The organism is Mesorhizobium sp. M1050, assembly GCF_040318715.1.
Taxonomy (GTDB): Bacteria; Pseudomonadota; Alphaproteobacteria; order Rhizobiales; family Rhizobiaceae; genus Mesorhizobium.
Genome location: NZ_JAMYMV010000013.1, coordinates 86,888 through 107,323, shown reverse-complemented (window position 1 = coordinate 107,323; position 20,436 = coordinate 86,888). Strand labels below are relative to the sequence as shown.

Below are 20,436 nucleotides of genomic sequence, written 5' to 3'. Positions count from 1 at the left end.
CGGAGTGGCTTCCGGGCGGCAAGGCTCTCCGAGAGGAGAAACGCTCATCGCGGTGGGACGCGAAAATCGATGTGGGGGTTACATCAATCGAGCGTCTCGGGTGGGCGCTTGCCGCCCGGAAACCAGCGGCTGCGGGAACGCGCAGCCGGTTGTCTTGAGTCAGCGCACCTGCTTGGTGTCGCCGCCGTCACCCGCCGCAGAGGCGGATTGCAGCACCGTGTCACCGGCGAATTTCACCTTGAGATTCTCGGTCATGAACTGCGTGCCGGCAGCAACCACGACGTCGCCGGGCTTCAGACCCGCTGCGACACGCACGCCATCGGCGGCAAACTTCGCGACCTTGACCGGACGGGCATGAACGGTGTCGGCGCCACGATCGACGGTCCAGACGATCGACTGGCTGTCTTTCTCAGCCAATGCGCTCAGCGGGATCGAGACGAGCTGCCGCTCATTGGCCGCCGAGGCTTCGATGCTGGCGGTCATGCCGAGAAGCACGCGCGGGTCGTTTGGCAGGCTGACGCGGACGGCAAAGGTGCGCGATTGCGGATCGGCGCTGCCGGCGACTTCACGGACCTTGCCGTCCAGCGCCAACGCGTCGTCGGACCAGAAGCCCGCCTTGACGACCTTGCCCGGCTTGAATTCGGCGATTTCCATTTCCGGAACGGCGATCAGGACTTCCTTTTCGCCGTCGACCGCGACGGTGACCACCGGCGAGCCGGAGCCGACCACCTGGCCGACATCGGCGCTGACTGCGGTGACGATGCCATCCCTGTCGGCCTTGAGATCGGTATAGCCAACCTGGTTCCTGGCCTGGGCAAGCGTCGAGCGGGCGGAATCGCGGGTGGCGACGGCCTGGTCGTAGGCCAAGGTCGCCTGCTCCAGCTGCGATTTCGGCGCGAACTTCTTGTCGAACAGCTGTTCGGCGCGCTTGCGGGCAAGCTCCGATGTCTCGACCTGCCGATCGGCGGCATCAAGGGCTGCCTGCGCGCTCTTGACCGAAAGGTCGTAGTCGATGGGATCGATGCGGGCGAGCACATCGCCCGAGGTCACGTGCTGGCCAATGTCGACGAGGCGCTCCGTGATCTTGCCGTTGACCCGGAAAGCCAGCGCGCTTTCGGTGCGGGCCCGCACCGAGCCGGAATAGGAGAGCGTGCGGGTATCATGCGCCTGGGCGATCTCGACGACCTTGACCGGCCGGATGATTTCCTTGACTTCGGCTTTTTCTTGGCTGCAGCCGGCGAGCCCGAGGGCCGCGACCATCAGGCCGGCAACTGGCAGTTTGCGGAGGATGGAACTGGACAAAGACATCTTGTACTCCCGACTGGAGATGAACGGTCGACACCGGCGTTCGGCGGCTATTACTTCAAAGCCCTGATCGCATAGTCGATCAGGTCGTCGGGCATCGCCCGGTTGGTCTTGGCAAGGCATTGCGCCACCATCTGCGGATGGCACAGGATGACGGTCGAGGCGCCGAAACACCGAGACGCGATCACCGGATCCTGTTCCCTGAACTCACCGGCCTCGATGCCGTCGCGGATCACGTCCGCAATCAGGTCGTGAATGCTGTCGACATGCTTGTCGATGACGCCCCAGTCTCGTTCGAGTGCGACGACGACAATCTCGTGGACCTTCTGCTCGTCGAGCATGACTTCCGTCGTCATCTTGTATTGGGCATGTATGTAGCGCCGAAGCCGCTCCTCGGCGCTGACCGGCAAATGCGCAATATCGTAGGCCATCTTGTAGCTTGCGCCGAGCATCCGACCGCAGACAGCCTGGTGGATTTCCACCTTGGAAGTGAAGAAGCGGTAGATGTTGGCCGGCGACATGCCGAGTTCGCGGGCGATGTCGGCGACATTGGTCTTGCCGTAGCCGTAGTGGCGGAACAAGCGCTCGGCGCAATCGAGAATGCGCGTCACATTTTCCTGTCGGGCGGCGTCGGCGACGATGGTGGCGGCTTCGGACATGACCTCTGTTGCTTTATGAATGACGAATTTCAATTTTCGTCACTCGTAAATCGAAACGAGTGACCTGTCAATGCGATTTCGACGTACTTGTACGCCTGTTGACATATGGTGACATTCGATAGACGTCACGAAGCCAGCGGAGGATGCGGACTGTAGAAAATATTTCCCGCGAGAGGCCGTCGGCGCTTCAGGCGGCCTTTGCCATTTCGCGCAGCCGGAACTTCTGGATCTTGCCGGTCGGGGTCTTCGGGATTTCGGCGAAGATCACCGCCTTCGGCACTTTGAAGCGGGCAAGCAGCGCGCGGCAGTGTCCAATGATCTCGGCCTCGGTCGCCGACTTGCCGGGCTTCAATTCGACATAGGCGATGGGCACCTCGCCCCATTTGTCGTCGGGCCTGGCGACGACGCCGCAAGAGGCGACGGAGGGATGCTTGTAGAGCGCATCCTCGACCTCGATCGAGGAGATATTCTCGCCCCCCGAGATGATGATGTCCTTGGAGCGGTCCTTGAGCTGGATATAGCCGTCGGGATGCATGACGCCGAGATCGCCAGAATGGAACCAGCCGCCGGCAAAGGCCTCATCGCTGGCCTTGCGGTTCTTCAGATAGCCCTTCATGACGATGTTGCCGCGGAACATGACCTCGCCGATGGTCTCGCCGTCCGCCGGCGTCGTCCGCATCGTCTCTGGATCCATGATCGTCAAGCCTTCGAGTGCCGCGTAGCGCACGCCCTGCCGTGCCTTCTTGGCGCTGCGTTCACCCTTTTCGAGGTCGTCCCAGGCGCCGTGCCATTCGTTGACGACCGCCGGGCCGTAGGTCTCGGTCAGGCCGTAGAGGTGGGTGACAGCAAAGCCGGCGTCGGCCATCCCCGACAGCACGGCTTCCGGCGGCGGTGCGGCGGCCGTGTTGAAGGTGACCGTCTGCGGGAATTCCCGCTTGTCCCCGTCCTTCGCATTGATCAGCACCGACATGACGACCGGTGCGCCGCATAGATGGGTGACGCCATGATCGGCAATCGCATCGTAGATCGGCTTCGGCCGCACCCAGCGCAGGCAAACATGGGTGCCGGCCTGGACGGCGAGCGTCCAGGGAAAGCACCAGCCATTGCAGTGGAACATCGGCAGCGTCCACAGATAGACGGCATGCTTGGCCATGCCGGCATGGATGGTGTTGGTGTAGGCCATCAGGGCAGCACCGCGATGGTGGTAGACGACGCCCTTCGGATTGCCTGTCGTTCCGGACGTGTAGTTGAGCGAGATCGCATCCCACTCGTCGTCGGGCATCGACCAGACGAAACTTGCATCACCACCGGCGACAAAGGCCTCATAGTCGAGCGAGCCGATCCGCTCGCCTTTTGGGTATGGCGCGTCGGCGGCGTAGTCGGGATCGTCATAGTCGATGACCAGCGGCTTGACCTTGGCAAGTTCCAGGGCCTGCTTGACGACGCTGGAGAACTCGCGGTCGACGATCAGCACCTTGGTCTCCGCGTGGTCGAGTTGGAAGGCGATGACCGCGGCATCGAGGCGTGTGTTGAGCGAATGCAGCACCGCTTTGGTCATCGGCACGCCGAAATGCGCCTCCAGCATCGGCGGCGTATTGGACAGCATGACCGTGACAGTGTCGCCCTTCCCGATGCCGCGCCTGTCGAGCGCCGAGGCAAGCTTCAGCGAGCGCTGCCAGAAATTGCGATAGTCGATGCGCTGGCGGCCGTGGATGATGGCGATATGGTCGGGATAGGTCCTGGCCGCGCGCTCCAGATAGGTGAGCGGCGTCAGCGGCTGATGGTTGGCCGCGTTCTTGTCGAGATCCTGTTCGTAAGGATTGCCCATCCCATACTCCCCGCGTTCTTTCTTCAGATCTTCTAATCACAGGCTAGGGCCGCGTCACCATCAACGATGCCCCGTTGGAGCGCATTTGGCGCAATGATGATCCAGATTCGCCGCGCCAAAGGGCATCGCATACCCGTGTCCAGTTTGACTTTTGTCGAGAGCCGTGAATAATGTCAGCCGAGGAGACGGCATGGCGATCAGACCGGCAGAACAACTTATCCACAAGGCCGCCTGGCTTTATTATGCCCATGGCCTGCGGCAGGACCAGGTGGCGAGCCAGCTTAACATTTCCCGTGCCTCGGTCGCCATGTATCTGCGCAAGGCGCGCGAGACCGGCATCGTCAACATCTCGACCTCGACCCAACTTTTCACCGACGATGTGCTGGCACGCAAGCTCGAGGATGCGCTGCGCCTCGACGCCGTCTGGATCGCGCCTGAAAACGACCATATCGCCGACCCATCGACGGAAATCGCCGTGCTGGCGGCAAGCGTCTTTCTCGAACTGGTCAAGAAGGGCGACCGCATTGGCGTCGCCTGGGGCCGCACCGTCTACATGATCGCCGACATCATGTCCTATGCCGACCTGCAGGATGTCACGGTGGTGCAGCTCTGCGGCAATCTCGGCGCGCCCTATTCCTACCGGCCCGATCAATGCACGATGGAAATCGCGCGGCGGCTCAACGCCAAGGGGCTCAATTTCTACGCACCGCTGGTGCTGTCGACGGAAGAGCTGGCGCGCGCGCTGCGTGCCGAACCGGTGATCCGCGAACAATTATCGGGCGTCGGCGAATGCGATCTGGCGCTATACTCGGTCGGCGCGGTCGATGCCGACAGCCATCTGGTCAAATGCGGCGCGCTGACACCAAGTGAAATGGCGGAACTGCGAAAGCAGGGTGCTGCCGGCGTCATTGCCGGGCAGATCATCGACGCCGGGGGCAAAGTGCTCGACTGCAGTTATAACAGGCGGGTGATCTCCGCCGAACTTGCCTCACTGCGCGCCATCGCCCGGCGGCTGATGGTCGTACAGGAGGACAGCAAGTTCGAACCGCTGCTCGCGGCGATCGCCGGTGGCCTTTGCACGCATTTGGTGGTCGGCGCGCGCATGGCGCAGCGGCTCTTGGATCATGCGGCCGCCACGACAGAAAAGGCTTCCTAACAATCAGCACTCCCGTCGCCGTCGCATTGTCATCAAAGCGTCGCGGCATTCCTGTTTCACCATCGAAGACAGCAATTGGACGAAGCGAACATGAAGAACCTGTGGAATGACGATGCAGCCGAAAAGCTCGTTGCCGACTATGCAAGGAAGGGCGTCGGCCGCGACCTGGCCTTGCGCGTCTACACGACGCGGCTGCTGGGCGGTGAACCGAGACTGGTGCTGCATGGCGGCGGCAACACCTCCTGCAAGACGACGGCCGTCGATCTTGTCGGCGACGAGTGGGACGTGCTGTGCGTCAAGGGCAGCGGCTGGGATATGGGCGTCATCGAGCCGCAGGGCCTGCCGGCGGTCAAGCTCAAGCCACTGCTCAAGGCGCGCGCGCTGAACAAACTGGCCGACGAGGACATGGTCGCGCTGCAGCGCGTCAACCTCATCGATCCGTCGTCGCCAAACCCTTCGGTCGAGACGCTGCTGCATGCCTTCCTGCCACACAAATTCGTCGACCACACGCACTCGACCGCCATTCTCGCCATCGTCGACCAGGAAGACTCCAAGCCGCTGGTGAAGACGGTCTTCGGGAGCAAGATGGGTTACGTGCCCTACATCATGCCCGGCTTCGACCTTGCCAAGGCGGCGGCCGATATCTTCGACGCCGACCCCACGGTCGAGGGCCTGATCCTCGACAAGCATGGCATCTTCACCTTCGGCGACGATGCCAGGCAGGCCTACGACCGGATGATCCACTATGTGAACGTCGCCGAGGACTATATTGCCGCAAGCGGCAAGCCCAAGGTGGCAAAGGCGGCCTTGCCGGCAAAGCTCGCGACACCGGCGTCCATCGCGCCGATGCTGCGTGGTGCCGTTGCCGTGGCTCGCGGCGAAGGCCGCTTCGACCGCATGATCAGCGACTTCCGCACTTCGCCGGCAATCGTCGATTTCATCAATTCGGCCGAGATTGCCGATTATGCCGGACGCGGCGTGTCGACGCCTGATCTGTCGATCCGCATCAAGACCGGACCTATGGCGCTGCCGGCGCCCGATGCCGACAAGGCCGGCGACTACAAGGCGGTGATCAAGGACCATGTCGACGCCTTCGCCAAGGATTACCGCGCGTATTTCGAAGCCAATGATGCGCTCGACGACGTCAAGCGCACCATGCTCGACCAGATGCCGCGGCTGACGCTGGTGCCGGGCCTCGGCATGTTCGGCCATGGCCGCACCTTGAAGGATGCGAAGATCGCGTCGGATGTCGGCGAGATGTGGATCGAGGCGGTGCGCGGCGCCGAGGCGGTCGGCCGGTTCCATCCGCTCTCCAAGGCCGACCTGTTCCCGCTCGAATACTGGTCGCTCGAACAGGCCAAGCTTGCCTCCAACAAGCCGAAGCCGCTGACCGGCCAAGTGGTGCTGATCACCGGCGGCGCCGGCGCAATCGGTGCAGCGACAGCAAAACTGTTCGCCGACAATGGCGCCCATGCCGTTGTCGTCGATCTCGACGCCGAAAGGGCCGCAGAGGCGGCGAAGAAAGCCGGCAACAGTTCGATCGGCGTCGCCGCCGACATTACCGACCCGGCACAGGTGCGCGCCGCTTTCGACAGAGCGGTCGCCGTGTTCGGCGGTGTCGACATCCTAGTCTCCAATGCGGGCGCTGCCTGGGAAGGCCGCATCGGCGAACTCGACGATGCGCTTTTGCGCAAAAGCTTCGAGCTCAACTTCTTCGCCCATCAGTCGGTGGCGCAGAACGCCGTGCGCATCATGCTCGAGCAAGGCACTGGCGGCGTGTTGTTGTTCAACACGTCCAAGCAAGCGGTCAATCCGGGGCCGAAGTTCGGCGCCTATGGCGTGCCGAAGGCAGCGACCCTGTTCCTGTCGAGGCAATACGCGCTCGACTATGGCGCGCATGGCATCCGCTCCAACGCCGTCAACGCCGACCGTATCCGCTCAGGTCTATTGACCGACGCCATGATCGCCAGCCGATCGGGCGCGCGCGGCGTGTCGGAGAAGGACTACATGTCCGGAAATCTGCTCGGCCAGGAAGTGACGGCACAGGACGTGGCGCAGGCATTCCTCCATCATGCGCTGGCTGATCGCACCACCGCCGACGTGACGACGGTCGACGGCGGCAATATCGCGGCGGCGTTGCGGTAGATTGAGAGAGCATCAACCGGCTTGCGCAGCTAGCAATCCGTAGCTACATTGTAGCTCACTCAGAGGAGTTATAACATGGCAACTGATACCGTGGTCCGCGCTCGGATCGATACGGCGACAAAGGATCAGGCAACAGAAGCCCTGGCGGCAATGGGCCTGTCGGTTTCCGACGCCATCCGCCTGCTTCTGGTTCGCGTCGCTGCCGACAAGGAATTTCCCTTTCCGGTGAAGGTGCCTAACGCAACCACTCGAAAGGCCATGGCCGAATTGGAACAGGGCAAGGGCAAGCGTTTCACCTCGGCCGATGAGCTGTTCAAGGATTTGGGCATCTGATGTGCTGACGCCTGTTCGCTCCGGGCAATTCCGTCGCGACGTGAAACGTATGGAGAAGCGTGGCAAAGACCTTGGCAAATTGCGCGAACTGCTCGGCCGGCTGATCGCCGGAGATGAGCTGCCGGCGAGTTATAAGGATCACCCCTTGAAGGGCGACTGGAAAGGCTATCGTGACGCGCACATTGAACCAGACTGGCTCTTGATCTATCGGGTGGCCAGCGACGAATTACAGCTTGCTCGCACCGGCTCTCACTCCGATCTGTTCAATGAGTAGCCCGAAACCGGTCTGCTAGAGCACCCTCGTTTGCAAAAAAACGCGCGCGCCCGACATCGACGCGGCCACTCGATCCGCCCAACACCACGACGCCAGTGGTGGTCAGTGGGCATCGAAAAAATGTTCCGGCGACGGCACCGGAGAGGTCTTCCTCGATCAGAACCAGCGGACTGGCTCTACAAATATTCGGCAAGAAGGCCGCCTGCAACAAGCTGCTGCAAGCGGCCTTCGATAGCGACGCCTACTTCGCGTTCGGGTTCGGCATCCAGGCTGGCATCGCGACATCGGCATGGGCGAACTGCGGCAGCTTGGCTGACAGATCCTCCATGTTCTTGATGTCCTTGTCGATGAGGTCCTTCTGGGTGATCAGCGTCGGCGGCACGATAACGTTGTGGCCGGGGTCTTCACCGGCCAGCAGCTGCGCCAGCGCGCGCACCGAGACCTGGCCGACGACGGCCGGGTTGGTGGCGGCGGTCGCCGCCCAGGCGCTGTCGGGCTCGCGCATCGCCGAAATATCCGAGGTCGAGATGTCGGCCGAATAGATCTTGATGCCCTTGTTCAAACCCGCTTCGTCGACGGCGATCTTCACGCCCTTGGCGAATTCATCATAGGGGGCGAACATCACCTTGATGTCGGGATGGGCCGACAGCACCGAGCGCGCCTGGTTGGCGACGGAATTGGCGATCGGATTGTCGAGCGTGCCGAACATCGCGACTTCCTTGATGCCGGCATACTTCTTCTTCACGTCGACCCAGGTCTCGTTGCGGCGGTCGAGCGGCGCGATACCGGCGACATAGACATAGCCGGCATCCCAGCTCTCGCCATTGTCCTTGACCGCCTGCTCAAGCGCGAGGCGGGCCAAGTCGCGGTCGGACTGTTCGACCTGCGGGATCTTGGGGTTCTCGACATTGACGTCGAAAGCCACAACCTTGATGCCTGCGTCGACCGCACGCTGCGCGGCGTCCTTCATCGATTCCGTCAGGCCGTGCTGGATGATGATGCCCTGCACGCCGAGCGCAATGGCCTGGTCGACCATGTCGGATTGAAGGGCGGCGTCCTGGCGGCTGTCGAGCACGCGCAGGTCGATGCCGAGCGCCTTCGACTGTGCCTCCACGCCGCTGAGATAAGCCTGGAAGAAGTCACCGGTCGAGAGATAACGCACCAGCGCGATCTTGACGCCGGGCTTGTCGAAAGGCGCCGGCTTGTCGGCGGCCAGGGCCGGGAACTGCATCAGCATGGTTGCGCCGGCCAATCCGAGCGCCACCTTCCCCAGAAGTCTTCTTGTAATGCTCACTTTGTTTTCCTCCACTCTTGTTGAATCCAAAATCCTGTTCCGGTCGAAACTACCTCCTGCCCCTGCCCGAAAGTGCAAAGGTGAAGACAAGGGCGACGACCAGAACCACGCCCTTGACGAAATCCTGCGTGTAGTAAGGCGCGTTCATCATCGTCAGGCCTTGCAGCAAGATGCCGACGAACAGCGCGCCGACGGCGGTGCCGAAAGCGTTCGGCTTGGCGGCGCCGAGCACCGCGTAGCCGATCAGCGCCGCAGCGACGGCATCGAGCAGCAGATTATTACCCGAGGCGATGTCGCCGCGTCCAAGCCGGGCGGCGAGCAATATGCCGCCGATCGAGGCAACAACTCCTGAAATGACGTAGGCCCAGATCTTGTATGCCTTGACAGGCGCGCCGGCGAGTTCGGCGGCGCGCTCGTTGCTGCCGACCGCATACATCATGCGGCCGAAACGGGTGTATTCGAGGAAGAACCAGATCAGCACGGCGAGCACGAGCAGCACCACCACCGACACCGGGATGAGGTTGGGGATGAAGAAATCGAAGCGGTGGCGGCCAAGCGCGAGGAAAGCGTCAGAGAATTTGCCATTGGCGACCGAACCGTCCGGCATGGTCATGCCTGTGGCGATCGAGCGGCCTTCGGTCGGGATGCGCTGCAGGCCGACGAGCAGGAACATCATGCCGAGCGTCGCCAGCAGATCGGGCACGCGCATGTAGACGATCAGCCAGCCGTTGATCAGGCCGACAACGGCGCCGATCAGCAGGCAGACGACGACCGCGACGAAGGCGTTCTGCTCCAGCACCACCATGACATAGGCAGCCGCCATCATGGCCGACGTGGCGACCGAGCCGATCGACAGGTCAAAGCCGCCGACGACGAGCGTCGCGGTGACGCCGAGTGCAAGCACGCCGGTGATGGCAACCGATTGGAAGATGAAGACGGCACTTTGCGGCGAAACAAAACCGTCGGCGGCGATGGCGAAATAGGCGACGAGCCCGAACAAGAGCAGGATGAAGCCGTAGCGGATGGCGTTGTCGCGCAAGGTCATTCAGTGCTCCCGCGCGCCGCTGTCGTCTTTACCCAACTCGAACCCATGCTCTCTCCATTCCCAATCCTATTCACCGTGACCCTCAGGCGGCGCTGTGCAGCGGTCCGCCCGCCACCTCGGCCAGCAGACGATCGAGATCGACGTCGGCATTGCGATGCTCGCCGACGATGGTCTGCTCCGACATCACCAGGATGCGATCGGCGGTCTCCAGCGCCTCGTCGAGTTCGGTGACGAACAACAACGTGGCGCGGCCGTTTGCACTCGCTCTCAACTTGGCGGCAATGTCGCGCCGCGCGGAAATGTCGACGCCCTGAAACGGCTCGTCCAGAATGAACAGTCTTGCATCCTGAGCCATCCAGCGGGCGACCATCACCTTCTGCTGGTTGCCGCCGGACAGCTCGGACATGTCGTCCTTCTCGGAGCGGCAGACGATGCCCAGTTCCTCGATCTGCCGGCGAGCCGTGGCGCGTTCGAGACGGCGCCTGAGAACAGCGAAACGCGACATGCGCTTGTGAAACGGCAGGCTGATATTTTCCTGGATGTTGAAGCCGCCGACAATGCCGTTCTCACCACGGTCCTTGGCGACGAGGAACACGCCGGCGGCGATCGCCTCACCCGTTGATCGCGGCGCATAAGGCTTGCCGTTCATCGTCATGGTGCCGGAAAGCGGCCTACGCACGCCAAAAAGCGTCTCGGCGAGTGCTGTCTTGCCGACGCCGACGAGGCCGGTGATGGCAACGACCTCGCCGTCTCCGAGCGTCAGCGAGATCGGCCGGGCACCTGGCGCGATGCGCAGGCCCTCGATCGTCAGGATTGCCTTGGCCGAATTCCTGACAACGATCTGGTCGAGATGGATCTTGCGGCCGAGCATGGCGTTGACCGCGCCTTCATAGTCGAGTGGCTTCTTGTCGAAGATGCCTGAGATGATCCCGTCGCGCATCGAGACGATGCGGTCGGCCAACCGCCTGATATCCGACATGCGATGCGAGATGTAGAGGATCGCCACGCCTTGCTCGCGCAGCCTGTCGATCAGCGCAAACAGGCGATCGGCTTCGGCGCTGGAGAGCGATGAGGTCGGCTCGTCGAGGATCAGCACTTTCGGCTGGTGTGCCAGCGCGCGGGCAATCGCCACCATCTGGCGATCGGCCAGCGAAAGATCGCTGACGCGGGCCTTCAAATCGATGGTCAGCCTCATGCGATCGGCAACCGCCTTGGCCTCCCGGCGCACCCGGACCGGATTGAACAGAGTCGGCGCGCCGCTGCCGCTCAGCCTGTCGAGGGTCAAATTGGTGGCGACGTCGAGATCGGCGACGACACCGTCATTGATGTTCTGGTGAACGGTGACGACGCCGGCGCGGATCGCCTCAGCCGGGGTTTTCGGCGCAAAATCCTGGTCGGCGAGCGCCATCGTGCCGCCGCCGCGCTCATAGACGCCGGAGATGATCTTGACCAGGGTGGATTTGCCGGCGCCGTTGGCGCCCATCAGCACGGTCGCTTCGCCCGCATGCAATTCAAGCGAGACGCCGCCAAGCACCTCGTTATGGCCAAAGGATTTCCTCAGTCCCTCTATGCGGAACACGGCATTGCCGACCATGCGCTCCTCCCTGACATGACGCTATGGGCTGCATCGTCAATTGTCAACACGATTGACAATTGCCAGATCGCTTCCTAGCTTGGCTCAGCCGCCATGCCTCAATTATGTTGGGAGCGCATATGCGGGAGGATGACGATGACTGAAGATTTGCCGTTCGAAGCCCTGTCGGTCGAGACCCTGGCAGTCCGCCTTTCCACAAACGATGCGCTGTGCGCGAAGATCGGCAAGGACACTGGCGCCTGGAAGGTCCGCGAGGTCGGTGACGGCAATCTCAACCTGGTGTTCATCGTCGAGGGCGCCAGCGGTGCGGCGGTCGTCAAGCAGGCCCTGCCCTATGTCCGCCTGGTCGGCGACAGCTGGCCGCTGCCCTTAAAACGCTCCTTCTTCGAATATCACGCGCTGACAAGGCAAGAAGCGCGTGCCCCCGGATCGGTGCCGGCGATCCATTATTTCGATGAACGCCAGGCGCTGATCATCATGGAGTATCTGGCGCCGCCGCACATCATCCTGCGCCGCGCGCTGATCGAAGGCCGGCAATTGCCGAACATTGCCCGGGATATCGGCCTGTTCATGGCCCGCACGCTGTTTCGCGGCTCCGACCTGCACATGGCGGCCAAGGACCGCAAGGCCGACCTGGCGCTGTTCGCCGACAATGTCGAACTCTGCGACATCACCGAGAGCCTGGTGTTCTCCGATCCTTATTTCGACGCCAAGATGAACCGGCACACCAGCCCGCAACTGGATGGCATCGTCGCCGAGTTGCGCGCCGACCGCGACCTCAAGGTCGAGGCGCAGCGGCTGAAGCACATCTTTGCCGCCAATGCCGAAACGCTGCTGCATGGCGATTTGCATTCCGGCTCGATCATGGTCACCGATACCGAAACCCGGATGATCGATCCGGAATTCGCCTTCTACGGCCCGATGGCCTTCGATGTCGGCATGCTGCTCGCCAATTTCTGGATGTCGTTCTTCTCGCAGCGCGGGCACGAGCAGGAAGGAAAGCGCGATGCCATGCGCGCCTATCTGCTCGAGGTGACAGTCGAGACTTGGTCAGTGTTCCGCGCCGAGTTCTCGCATCTGTGGCGCACCGAACGCACCGGCATGCTCTATCAGAAGAGTCTGTTCGAGGATCAGGGCGACAGGCTTGGCGCCGAGCAGGCGCTCGACCATGTGCTGCATCAGATCTGGACCGACCTGCTCGGCTTTGCCGGCATCGAGGTGCACCGGCGCATCCTCGGCCTCGCCCACAATGCCGACTTCGAGACCATTGCCGACGAGGATTTGCGCGCCAGTTGTGAGGCAAAGGCGCTGAAATTCGGTCGTCACATCGCCGTCAACCGGCGCCATATCCATAGCATCGGCGAGGTCAACCAACTGGCCGCGCTGATCGAACAGGAGAGCAGCATTTGAACGTCGGCGACCGCCATTATCGCACCATCTGGCTGAGCGGCGACGGGCGTTCGGTGGAGATCATCGACCAGCGCTGGCTGCCGCATGATTTCCGCATCGAGACGATCGGCACGGTCGCCGGCATCGCCATTGCCATCCGCGACATGTGGGTGCGCGGCGCGCCGTTGATCGGCGTCACTGCCGCCTATGGCGTCGCCATGCAGATGGCGGACGATCCGTCCGATGCGGCGCTCGACGCCACGTGGGATACCTTGCACGAGACGCGCCCGACCGCGATCAATCTGCGCTGGGCGCTGGACGAGATGCGGCGCTTCCTGCGGCCGCTGCCAACAGAGCAACGCGCCGAAGCAGCCTATCGGCGGGCCAGGGAAATCGCCGACGAGGATGTCGGGCTCAACCGGGCCATCGGCGAGAACGGTCTCGCCATCATCAAGGAGATCGCGGCGGGCAAGCAGCAGGGCGAGCCGGTTAACATCCTCACCCATTGCAATGCCGGCTGGCTGGCCACCGTCGACTACGGCACCGCCACCGCGCCGATCTACCTGGCCACCGAGGCCGGCATTCCGGTCCACGTCTATGTCGACGAGACGCGGCCACGCAACCAGGGCGCCCAATTGACCGCATGGGAGATGGCCGGCCACGGCGTGCCGCACACGCTGATCGTCGACAATGCCGGCGGCCATCTGATGCAGCGTGGCGAGATCGACATGGTCATCGTCGGCACCGACCGCACGACTGCCAGTGGGGATGTCTGCAACAAGATCGGCACCTACCTGAAGGCGCTCGCCGCCGCAGACAATGACGTACCGTTCTATGTCGCGCTGCCGTCGCCGACCATCGACTGGACGGTGCATGACGGCCTGTCCGAGATCCCCATAGAGCAGCGCTCTTCCGACGAGGTGTCGCTGGTCTGGGGCAAGACCGCCAGCGGCGAGATTGCCCAGGTGCGCATTTCGCCGGCGACGACGCCCGCGGCAAACCCGGCCTTCGACGTGACGCCGGCGCGGCTGGTGACCGGCCTGATCACCGAGCGTGGCGTCGCCAAGGCGTCGCGCGAAGGCCTGAAGGCGCTGTTTCCCGAGCGCGGGTAGCAGCCGACCGTCGAACCCTCAATACAGCGGCTTGGCCATATGCCTTGGCGTTGGCCACTCGATGGTGGTGCCGGGCTGCACCGGCCGCTCAAGATAGGTCGACAGCACCACATAGCTGCGGGTCGAGGTGACACCAGGCGTCTCGTAAAGGCGGGACAGCAGTCCTTCGAGTGCCCTGGTGTCCTCGGTGCGGACCTTGAGCAGCATGCAGCTGTCACCGGCGACCGAATGGATCTCCTCAACTTCCGGATACTCCGAGACCGCCATCAGTTCCGGGGTCTTTCCCCAGCCCTTGGTGTCGATATGGACAAAGGCAAGCAAAGGCTTTTTCACCGCCCGGGGATCGATGATTGCCGCAGTGTTGCGTATGGCGCCGCTGCGCCGAAGACGTTTGACCCGCTCGTGCGCGGCAGGAGGCGACAAGCCCACGCGATCGCCGAGCTCGGCGTAGCTGATCGTGGCGTCATCGACCAGGACGCCTAATATTCTTCGGTCTATCGCGTCGAGGTCGCGGGTCGCAGCCTTGTTCTGCGGAATACCATCTGTTTCTTCATCCATGACGAATTTCCCGATTGCAGCTGAATAAAATACGGCGATCATGACGATATGTCGAACGCAGATCAAGTTGCATCTCTGGCGCCAAGCGCTCGCGCGCCGATCCCGGCGCTGGCTTACCTGCTGACCGGATGCATCGCGGTCATCGGCTCGAATTCGCTTGTGCTGGGTCCGATCGCACCGGCCGTGGCCTCCTCGTTCGGTACCAGCGTGCCGACCGTGATGATCGCGGCGGCCGCGTTCGGCCTCGGCACCTCCGCAAGCGCCCTGTTCCTGGCCCGCTACATCGACCGCCTCGGCGCGCGCCGGATGCTGCAGGGCGCATTGCTGTTGCTGGCGATAGCGCTGGTAGCAAGTGCAATGGCGCCCACAGTGGTCATGCTGGTCGCGGCACAGTTGCTGGCGGGCATCGCTGCAGGCATCGCCATGCCGGCGATCTATGCCAGTGCGGCGGCCATCGCTCCACCGGGCAGGGAGAGCGGCACGATCGGCGTCGTGCTGACCGGATGGACGCTCAGCATGGTGGCCGGCGTCTCGCTGTCGGCGGTGTTGGCCGATCTCGTGCATTGGCGCGCCGTCTTCGCAGCAGTCGCTCTGCTGGCAGTGCTTGCACTGGCCGGCCTCTCACTCTCCTCGCTAAACGATGTCAGGAAAAGCGGTCCGGCACCGACCCCGCTGGACGCGCTCGGCATTCCCGGCATCGTCCCGCTTCTCATTGCCTGCGCCGCGTTCATGACCGCCTTCTATGGTGTCTATGGCTATCTCGGCGACCACCTTCACGTTGGGCTGGGAGAGCCGGTCAGCGCCAATGGGCTCGCCGCACTCGCCTATGGGATCGGGTTCGGCACCGCTGCTCTCCTCGACGGCGTCATCGATCGGCTGGGTGCACGACGCGTCATGCCATTCGCCTACCTTCTGGTCGCCGTCGTCTATGTCGCAATGGCCGCGACGAGCGGCAGTTTCGGGCTGACCTTGACCATGGTGGCCGTTTGGGGACTGGCCAATCATTTCGGCCTCAACGTCTTGGTGATGCGTCTGTCAGCACTCGATCCGTCGCGCCGCGGCACGATCATGGGCTTGAACAGCGCGGTAACCTATCTTGCGGTCTTCGTCGGCACCACCAGCTTCGGGCCGCTTTATTCCAGCTTTGGTTTTGCGACATGCGCGGCGGTCGCAGCAGTGCTGATGCTGGTTGCGGCGTCGGCGGCGGCGTGGCGCCGATCCATTTGACAGACTGTATTGGTCATCGGCTCTTCGTCCGGTTGACAGCGGCACCCCTGCCCTTCCATACAAAGCCGTTAAAGTTCTCAGGGCGGGGTGAAAGTCCCCACCGGCGGTAAAGGTTTCGGCCTGAGCCCGCGAGCGCCCTCCGATGGTCGGAGGGGTCAGCAGATCCGGTGTGAATCCGGAGCCGACGGTTACAGTCCGGATGGAAGAGAACGAAACGGAAGCCGGCCCGCTTTTCGCGGGCTTAATCCGTATCGTGCGTCCTGATTCTGGTTCGAAACGGAAGGATGGACCCATGAATCAGCATTCCCATAAAGACTATGAAACGACCCGCGTCGCCGTTATCAGGGCGCGCTGGCATGCCGACATCGTCGACCAATGTGTGCAGGCCTTCGAAGCGGAGCTTTCCGCGCTTGGGGAGAACCGCTTCGCCGTCGATGTCTTCGACGTGCCGGGCGCCTATGAAATTCCGCTGCACGCCAAGACCCTGGCCCAAACCGGCCGCTATGCCGCGATCCTCGGCACCGCCTTCGTCGTCAATGGCGGCATTTACCGGCACGAGTTCGTCGCCAGCGCGGTGATCGACGGCATGATGAACGTGCAGCTGTCGACCGGCGTGCCAGTGCTGTCGGCGGTGCTGACCCCGCACAACTACCATGACAGCGCCGAGCATCACCGCTTCTTCTTCGAGCACTTCGCCGTCAAGGGCAAGGAAGCCGCCAATGCCTGCGTGCAACTCCTGGCGGCGCGGGAATTGATCGCGGCCTGACCAAAGAGCCCGGATTTCAGCCCTGCAACAAGAATTGCGATCAAGAAGACCCGTGAAGGTTGCGGTTCCGCTGAAATCCGGCCAGAAGCATCAAGGGCCGGCCGGCTACCGGTCGGCCCGCGACGTTGCGCTTGAAACCAGATACGGGAGACTATTGGGTGGCTCGCATAACACTGAGACAATTGCTCGACCACGCCGCCGAATACGGCTACGGCGTGCCCGCCTTCAACATGAACAATATGGAACAGGGCCTCGCCATCATGGAGGCCGCCGAGGAGACCAAATCGCCAGTCATCCTGCAGGCAAGCCGCGGCGCGCGGGCCTATGCCAATGACGTGGTGCTGGCCAAGCTGATCGACGCGCTGGTCGAAATCCATCCCGACATTCCGGTCTGCATGCATCTCGACCATGGCAACAACGAAGCCACCTGCGTCACCGCGATCCAGTACGGCTTCACCTCGGTCATGATGGACGGATCGCTGAAGGAAGACGGCAAGACGCCTGCCGACTACGCCTACAATTCCGGCATCACCAAGCGCGTCGTCGACATGGCGCATTGGGGCGGCGTATCCGTCGAAGGCGAGATCGGCGTGCTCGGATCGCTGGAGAGCGGCGGCGGTGAGCAGGAAGACGGCCACGGCATCGAAGGCGCGATCAGCCACGACCAGCTTTTGACCGATCCTGAACAGGCTGTGGAGTTCGCTAGGGACACCCATGTCGATGCGCTGGCGGTTGCCATGGGCACGAGCCACGGCGCCTACAAGTTCTCGCGCAAGCCTGACGGCGCGGTGCTGGCCATGAACGTCATCGAGGATATCCACCGCCGCCTTCCGAACATGCATCTGGTGATGCACGGCTCGTCCTCGGTGCCGGAGGATCTGCAGGAGATCATCAACAAATATGGCGGCCAGATGAAGCCGACCTGGGGCGTCCCGGTCGAGGAGATCCAGCGCGGCATCAAGCACGGCGTGCGCAAGATCAACATCGACACCGACAACCGCATGGCGCTGACCGGCGCGATCCGCAAGGTGCTGACCGAGAACCCGAGCGAATTCGATCCGCGCAAATATCTGACGCCGGCCATGGCGGCCATGCGCAAGCTCTGCAAGGAGCGCTTCGAACAGTTCGGCACCGCCGGCAACGCACAGAAGATCAAGCCGCTGCCAGTCGCGGAAATGGCCAAGCGTTACAAGTCGGGCAGTCTCGATCCGAAGTTCGGATAGCCTGCCTTGGCGGTTCTCCCTTCTCCCCTTGTTGTGGGAGAAGGTGGATCGGCGCGCAGCGCCGAGACGGTTGAGGTCCAGCGGAGTGAGGCGGCGGTGTCTTCTGGAGCACCCCTCATCCGACCGAGCTTCGCTCGGCCACCTTCTCCCACAAGGGGAGAAGGGAAAGAGAGGGCGGTGCTGCCCCTACGCCCCCCTCAAAAACTCGATCACCATTGCCGCCGTCCAGGTGAAGCGGCCGCCGCCGAGCGGCTCGCCGGTGAGCGGGTCGTAATATTCGGCAAAGCCACTTTCCCGGATCAAGTCCAGGCTGGATTGCGTGATGCGCCGTGCCGCGTCGTTGTGGCCGGCGGCGGCGAGGCCGTCTGATATCATGTAGTTGACCACCAGCCAGACCGGGCCGCGCCAGTAGCGCTTGGCGTCGAAACGTGGATCGTTTGGATCATGCGACGGGACGATGTAGCGTGCCTTGGCGGCAAGGCGTTCGACGGTTGCGGCCAGCGCAGCGGTGCGAGCCTCGGGGACGGCCGCGAAGGCCGGCAGGATGCCGCCGACGGAGGCGCTGTCGATCAGTCTGCCGGTGACGCGGTCAAGGCAGAGATACTGGCCGTGCGCATCGCTCCACAGCCGCTCCATCGCATCCAGGCCCTTTCGAGCGCGGGCACGATTGGCGCTGGCGATCCCGGTTTCGCCCAGCAATTGTGCCAGATTGGCGAGATCGGCGCAGGAGCGGACCAAAATGGCGTTGAAGCCGGGATCGACGACTTGGAATGGCGAGGCGTCATGCAATTTGGTGTTGTCCCAGCCAAGCCCGCGAAAGTGCTGCAACAGCCAAATGTAGCGGTCATACTGGCCTTGCGTCGGGCGGTGCGCCGGATCGGCATGCAGGATGTCGCGGCGCATGTAGGGCTCGACGCCCTCGGTCGGCACACGCTCGAAGGCCTCGTCCCAGTCGATCGAGTTGTCGCGGCCGGACTCCCACGGGTGGATGATGGCGACCAGCCCCTCGCCCGCGGGGTCGCGATTTTCGTAGAACCAGCGGTGCCAGGCATCGATCTTCGGCAGCAACGCGCGGGCCCGCTCCGCAGCCAATTTCTTGTCCTTGGCCCGGTCGAACAGGCGGCGTATGGCAAAACCTGCAACAGCCGGCTGGGTGATTCCGGAGGTGGCCGTCGGGCGGCCGGTGCGCCAGACTTCCGGCCCGGGAAAATAGCCGTCGCTCCAGACATGGAAGACGATGTGCGGCACCATGCCGTCCGGCCATTGGTGTGCGAACAAGGTCTCGATCTCGGTCCAGGCGCGGGCCTCGTCATAATGAGCAAGACCGAGCGCTGTGAGGCAGGAATCCCAGTTCCACTGGAACGGATAAAGCCCTCTCGTCGGGATGGTGTAGGCGCCCTTGTCGTTCTCTTTCAGCACCTCGACGGCGCGGGCGATGATGTCACTGGCGGCGGAAGCAGTCATGAGCGTTCGGAGCTTTCGGCATCAAAGGGCATTGGTGGTTTCGGGATCGAACCAGCGGATGCGGTCGGGTTTGGGCGCGAGCCGCAGGTGATCGCCGACCTGGACGCCGGCATTCGAGTCCAGGATGGCACGGAACAGGCCGCCCTCGACATCGCAGGTGACCAGCGTGTGTGGTCCGAGCGGCTCTATGACGCGCACGGTGGCATGCAGGCCCTCGCTGCCGTCACCCACGTCTTCGGGGCGGATGGCGAAGTCTATGTTCTGCTTGTCCGATTTGGGGCCGGGCAGCGTCAGTCCGGCAACGGTCCAGCTGCCATTCGCGGCCTTGGTTGCTGGAATAAAATTCATCGGCGGATTGCCGATGAAGGAGCCGACGAAACGCGCGGCCGGATTGCGATAGACCTCGACCGGCGACGCGGCCTGGACGATGCGGCCCTGATGCATGACGGCGATGCGGTCGGCGAGGCTCATCGCCTCGACCTGGTCGTGGGTGACATAGATGGTGGTGGTCTTCGAGGCGGCGAGCACACCCTTGAGCTCGGCACGCATCTCCAGCCGCAGCAGCGCGTCGAGGTTCGACAGCGGCTCGTCCATCAGGATGACGTCGGGCTCCATGGCGAGCGCGCGGGCGACGGCGACACGCTGGCGCTGGCCGCCGGACAGCTGGCCCGAATAGCGTTTCAGCAATTGCTCGATATGCATAAGCTCGGCGGTGCGGGTGACGCGGCGATTGACGTCGGCCTGCGGCAATTTCTTCATGCGCAGGCCGAAGGCAATGTTCTCGAACACGGTCAGGTGCGGGAAGACGGCATAATTCTGGAACACCATGGCGATGCCGCGGTCGCGCGGCGGCAGATGGTCGACGCGGCGGCCGCCGATCCAGACCTCGCCCTGGCTTGGTGTTTCCAGCCCGGCGACGATGCGCAGCAGCGTGGTCTTGCCGCAGCCAGAGGCGCCGAGCAGCACCATGAACTCCTGATCTGATATGGTGAGGTCGACCTGATGCAGGGCGGTGAAGCCGCCGAAGCGCTTGGCCACACCCTTGATCGCGATTTCAGCCATGT

At 63.0% G+C, this 20,436-nt stretch carries 18 protein-coding genes and 1 riboswitch; of the genes, 9 read left to right on the top strand and 9 right to left on the bottom strand.

Translation table 11 applies throughout. The features are described 5' to 3' along the window. Positions 1-159: 159 nt before the first annotated feature. The 3 genes from NKH57_RS10810 to NKH57_RS10800 all read right to left on the bottom strand — a co-directional run bounded on the left by NKH57_RS10810 (position 160) and on the right by NKH57_RS10800 (position 3,792). Positions 160-1,308 carry an efflux RND transporter periplasmic adaptor subunit gene (locus tag NKH57_RS10810; protein ID WP_352944070.1) on the bottom strand — a complete coding sequence of 383 codons (1,149 nt, stop codon included), beginning with the start codon at positions 1,306-1,308 and terminating at the stop codon, positions 160-162. 50 nt (positions 1,309-1,358) lie between these two features. Then, positions 1,359-1,964 (bottom strand): TetR/AcrR family transcriptional regulator, encoded by a 606-nt coding sequence (locus NKH57_RS10805; RefSeq protein WP_352600501.1) that lies wholly within the window; start codon positions 1,962-1,964, stop codon positions 1,359-1,361. Positions 1,965-2,151: 187 nt separating this feature from the next. Next, the gene (locus NKH57_RS10800; RefSeq protein ID WP_352944068.1) at positions 2,152-3,792 is read right to left on the bottom strand and encodes an acyl-CoA synthetase; all 1,641 of its coding nucleotides are present in this window, start codon (positions 3,790-3,792) and stop codon (positions 2,152-2,154) included. Positions 3,793-3,982: 190 nt separating this feature from the next. On the opposite strand from NKH57_RS10800, the gene NKH57_RS10795 reads away from it, so the two are divergent. The 4 genes from NKH57_RS10795 to NKH57_RS10780 all read left to right on the top strand — a co-directional run bounded on the left by NKH57_RS10795 (position 3,983) and on the right by NKH57_RS10780 (position 7,700). Beyond that, the gene (locus NKH57_RS10795) at positions 3,983-4,948 is read left to right on the top strand and encodes a sugar-binding transcriptional regulator (RefSeq protein ID WP_352729234.1); all 966 of its coding nucleotides are present in this window, start codon (positions 3,983-3,985) and stop codon (positions 4,946-4,948) included. Positions 4,949-5,038: 90 nt separating this feature from the next. Further along, entirely contained in the window at positions 5,039-7,093 is a 2,055-nt protein-coding gene (locus NKH57_RS10790) for a bifunctional aldolase/short-chain dehydrogenase (protein ID WP_352944090.1), read from the top strand. Positions 7,094-7,168: 75 nt separating this feature from the next. After that, a complete protein-coding gene (locus NKH57_RS10785; RefSeq protein WP_352729236.1) occupies positions 7,169-7,426 on the top strand; it encodes a type II toxin-antitoxin system RelB/DinJ family antitoxin in 258 nt (85 codons plus the stop codon). A gap of 1 nt (position 7,427) precedes the next feature. Next, complete coding sequence (locus NKH57_RS10780) at positions 7,428-7,700, top strand: type II toxin-antitoxin system YafQ family toxin (protein ID WP_352944066.1); 273 nt, start codon at positions 7,428-7,430, stop codon at positions 7,698-7,700. Positions 7,701-7,941: 241 nt separating this feature from the next. Here NKH57_RS10780 and NKH57_RS10770 read toward each other — a convergent pair whose 3' ends face one another. The 3 genes from NKH57_RS10770 to NKH57_RS10760 form a co-directional block, all read right to left on the bottom strand. Further along, positions 7,942-8,994, bottom strand: a complete 1,053-nt coding sequence (locus NKH57_RS10770) for a substrate-binding domain-containing protein (RefSeq protein WP_352600511.1) — start codon at positions 8,992-8,994, stop codon at positions 7,942-7,944. A gap of 49 nt (positions 8,995-9,043) precedes the next feature. Then, complete coding sequence (locus tag NKH57_RS10765; RefSeq protein WP_352944064.1) at positions 9,044-10,039, bottom strand: ABC transporter permease; 996 nt, start codon at positions 10,037-10,039, stop codon at positions 9,044-9,046. 82 nt (positions 10,040-10,121) lie between these two features. Beyond that, positions 10,122-11,633: a sugar ABC transporter ATP-binding protein gene (locus tag NKH57_RS10760; protein WP_352944062.1), complete on the bottom strand. Its 1,512-nt coding sequence runs from the start codon at positions 11,631-11,633 to the stop codon at positions 10,122-10,124. 135 nt (positions 11,634-11,768) lie between these two features. Between NKH57_RS10760 and mtnK the strand changes: the two genes are divergently transcribed. Both mtnK and mtnA read left to right on the top strand, forming a co-directional pair. Continuing rightward, the gene (gene mtnK / locus NKH57_RS10755; RefSeq protein WP_352944060.1) at positions 11,769-13,043 is read left to right on the top strand and encodes an S-methyl-5-thioribose kinase; all 1,275 of its coding nucleotides are present in this window, start codon (positions 11,769-11,771) and stop codon (positions 13,041-13,043) included. Beyond that, positions 13,040-14,134 (top strand): S-methyl-5-thioribose-1-phosphate isomerase, encoded by a 1,095-nt coding sequence (mtnA, locus tag NKH57_RS10750; protein WP_352944058.1) that lies wholly within the window; start codon positions 13,040-13,042, stop codon positions 14,132-14,134. Before mtnK ends, mtnA begins: the two co-directional genes overlap by 4 nt. Positions 14,135-14,152: 18 nt before the next feature. On the opposite strand, the gene NKH57_RS10745 is transcribed toward mtnA, so the two are convergent. Then, positions 14,153-14,692 (bottom strand): Lrp/AsnC family transcriptional regulator, encoded by a 540-nt coding sequence (locus tag NKH57_RS10745; RefSeq protein WP_352944056.1) that lies wholly within the window; start codon positions 14,690-14,692, stop codon positions 14,153-14,155. 48 nt (positions 14,693-14,740) lie between these two features. Between NKH57_RS10745 and NKH57_RS10740 the strand changes: the two genes are divergently transcribed. The 3 genes from NKH57_RS10740 to fba all read left to right on the top strand — a co-directional run bounded on the left by NKH57_RS10740 (position 14,741) and on the right by fba (position 17,908). Further along, positions 14,741-15,919: an MFS transporter gene (locus NKH57_RS10740; RefSeq protein ID WP_352944054.1), complete on the top strand. Its 1,179-nt coding sequence runs from the start codon at positions 14,741-14,743 to the stop codon at positions 15,917-15,919. A gap of 69 nt (positions 15,920-15,988) precedes the next feature. Beyond that, a riboswitch (FMN riboswitch) is annotated at positions 15,989-16,134 on the top strand. 77 nt (positions 16,135-16,211) lie between these two features. After that, positions 16,212-16,685, top strand: coding sequence for a 6,7-dimethyl-8-ribityllumazine synthase (locus NKH57_RS10735; protein ID WP_352487136.1), 474 nt, complete (start codon positions 16,212-16,214; stop codon positions 16,683-16,685). 158 nt (positions 16,686-16,843) lie between these two features. Then, positions 16,844-17,908 carry a class II fructose-bisphosphate aldolase gene (gene fba / locus NKH57_RS10730; protein WP_352944052.1) on the top strand — a complete coding sequence of 355 codons (1,065 nt, stop codon included), beginning with the start codon at positions 16,844-16,846 and terminating at the stop codon, positions 17,906-17,908. Between the two features lie 186 nt (positions 17,909-18,094). Here the strand turns inward: fba and NKH57_RS10725 are convergent, their stop codons facing one another. Then, positions 18,095-19,372 carry an amylo-alpha-1,6-glucosidase gene (locus NKH57_RS10725; protein ID WP_352944050.1) on the bottom strand — a complete coding sequence of 426 codons (1,278 nt, stop codon included), beginning with the start codon at positions 19,370-19,372 and terminating at the stop codon, positions 18,095-18,097. A 21-nt stretch (positions 19,373-19,393) separates the two neighbouring features. Continuing rightward, positions 19,394-20,434, bottom strand: a complete 1,041-nt coding sequence (locus tag NKH57_RS10720; RefSeq protein ID WP_352600527.1) for an ABC transporter ATP-binding protein — start codon at positions 20,432-20,434, stop codon at positions 19,394-19,396. Between the last annotated feature and the right edge of the window lie 2 nt (positions 20,435-20,436).

What these genes read in the sequence shown, in the direction of transcription:
- NKH57_RS10810 (WP_352944070.1), bottom strand. Translation starts at nt 1,308, where the DNA reads ATGTCTTTGTCCAGTTCCATCCTCCGCAAACTGCCAGTTGCCGGCCTG.
- NKH57_RS10805 (WP_352600501.1), bottom strand. Translation starts at nt 1,964, where the DNA reads ATGTCCGAAGCCGCCACCATCGTCGCCGACGCCGCCCGACAGGAAAAT.
- NKH57_RS10800 (WP_352944068.1), bottom strand. Translation starts at nt 3,792, where the DNA reads ATGGGCAATCCTTACGAACAGGATCTCGACAAGAACGCGGCCAACCAT.
- NKH57_RS10795 (WP_352729234.1), top strand. Translation starts at nt 3,983, where the DNA reads ATGGCGATCAGACCGGCAGAACAACTTATCCACAAGGCCGCCTGGCTT.
- NKH57_RS10790 (WP_352944090.1), top strand. Translation starts at nt 5,039, where the DNA reads ATGAAGAACCTGTGGAATGACGATGCAGCCGAAAAGCTCGTTGCCGAC.
- NKH57_RS10785 (WP_352729236.1), top strand. Translation starts at nt 7,169, where the DNA reads ATGGCAACTGATACCGTGGTCCGCGCTCGGATCGATACGGCGACAAAG.
- NKH57_RS10765 (WP_352944064.1), bottom strand. Translation starts at nt 10,039, where the DNA reads ATGACCTTGCGCGACAACGCCATCCGCTACGGCTTCATCCTGCTCTTG.
- NKH57_RS10760 (WP_352944062.1), bottom strand. Translation starts at nt 11,633, where the DNA reads ATGGTCGGCAATGCCGTGTTCCGCATAGAGGGACTGAGGAAATCCTTT.
- mtnK (WP_352944060.1), top strand. Translation starts at nt 11,769, where the DNA reads ATGACTGAAGATTTGCCGTTCGAAGCCCTGTCGGTCGAGACCCTGGCA.
- NKH57_RS10745 (WP_352944056.1), bottom strand. Translation starts at nt 14,692, where the DNA reads ATGGATGAAGAAACAGATGGTATTCCGCAGAACAAGGCTGCGACCCGC.
- NKH57_RS10740 (WP_352944054.1), top strand. Translation starts at nt 14,741, where the DNA reads ATGTCGAACGCAGATCAAGTTGCATCTCTGGCGCCAAGCGCTCGCGCG.
- NKH57_RS10735 (WP_352487136.1), top strand. Translation starts at nt 16,212, where the DNA reads ATGAATCAGCATTCCCATAAAGACTATGAAACGACCCGCGTCGCCGTT.
- NKH57_RS10725 (WP_352944050.1), bottom strand. Translation starts at nt 19,372, where the DNA reads ATGACTGCTTCCGCCGCCAGTGACATCATCGCCCGCGCCGTCGAGGTG.
- NKH57_RS10720 (WP_352600527.1), bottom strand. Translation starts at nt 20,434, where the DNA reads ATGGCTGAAATCGCGATCAAGGGTGTGGCCAAGCGCTTCGGCGGCTTC.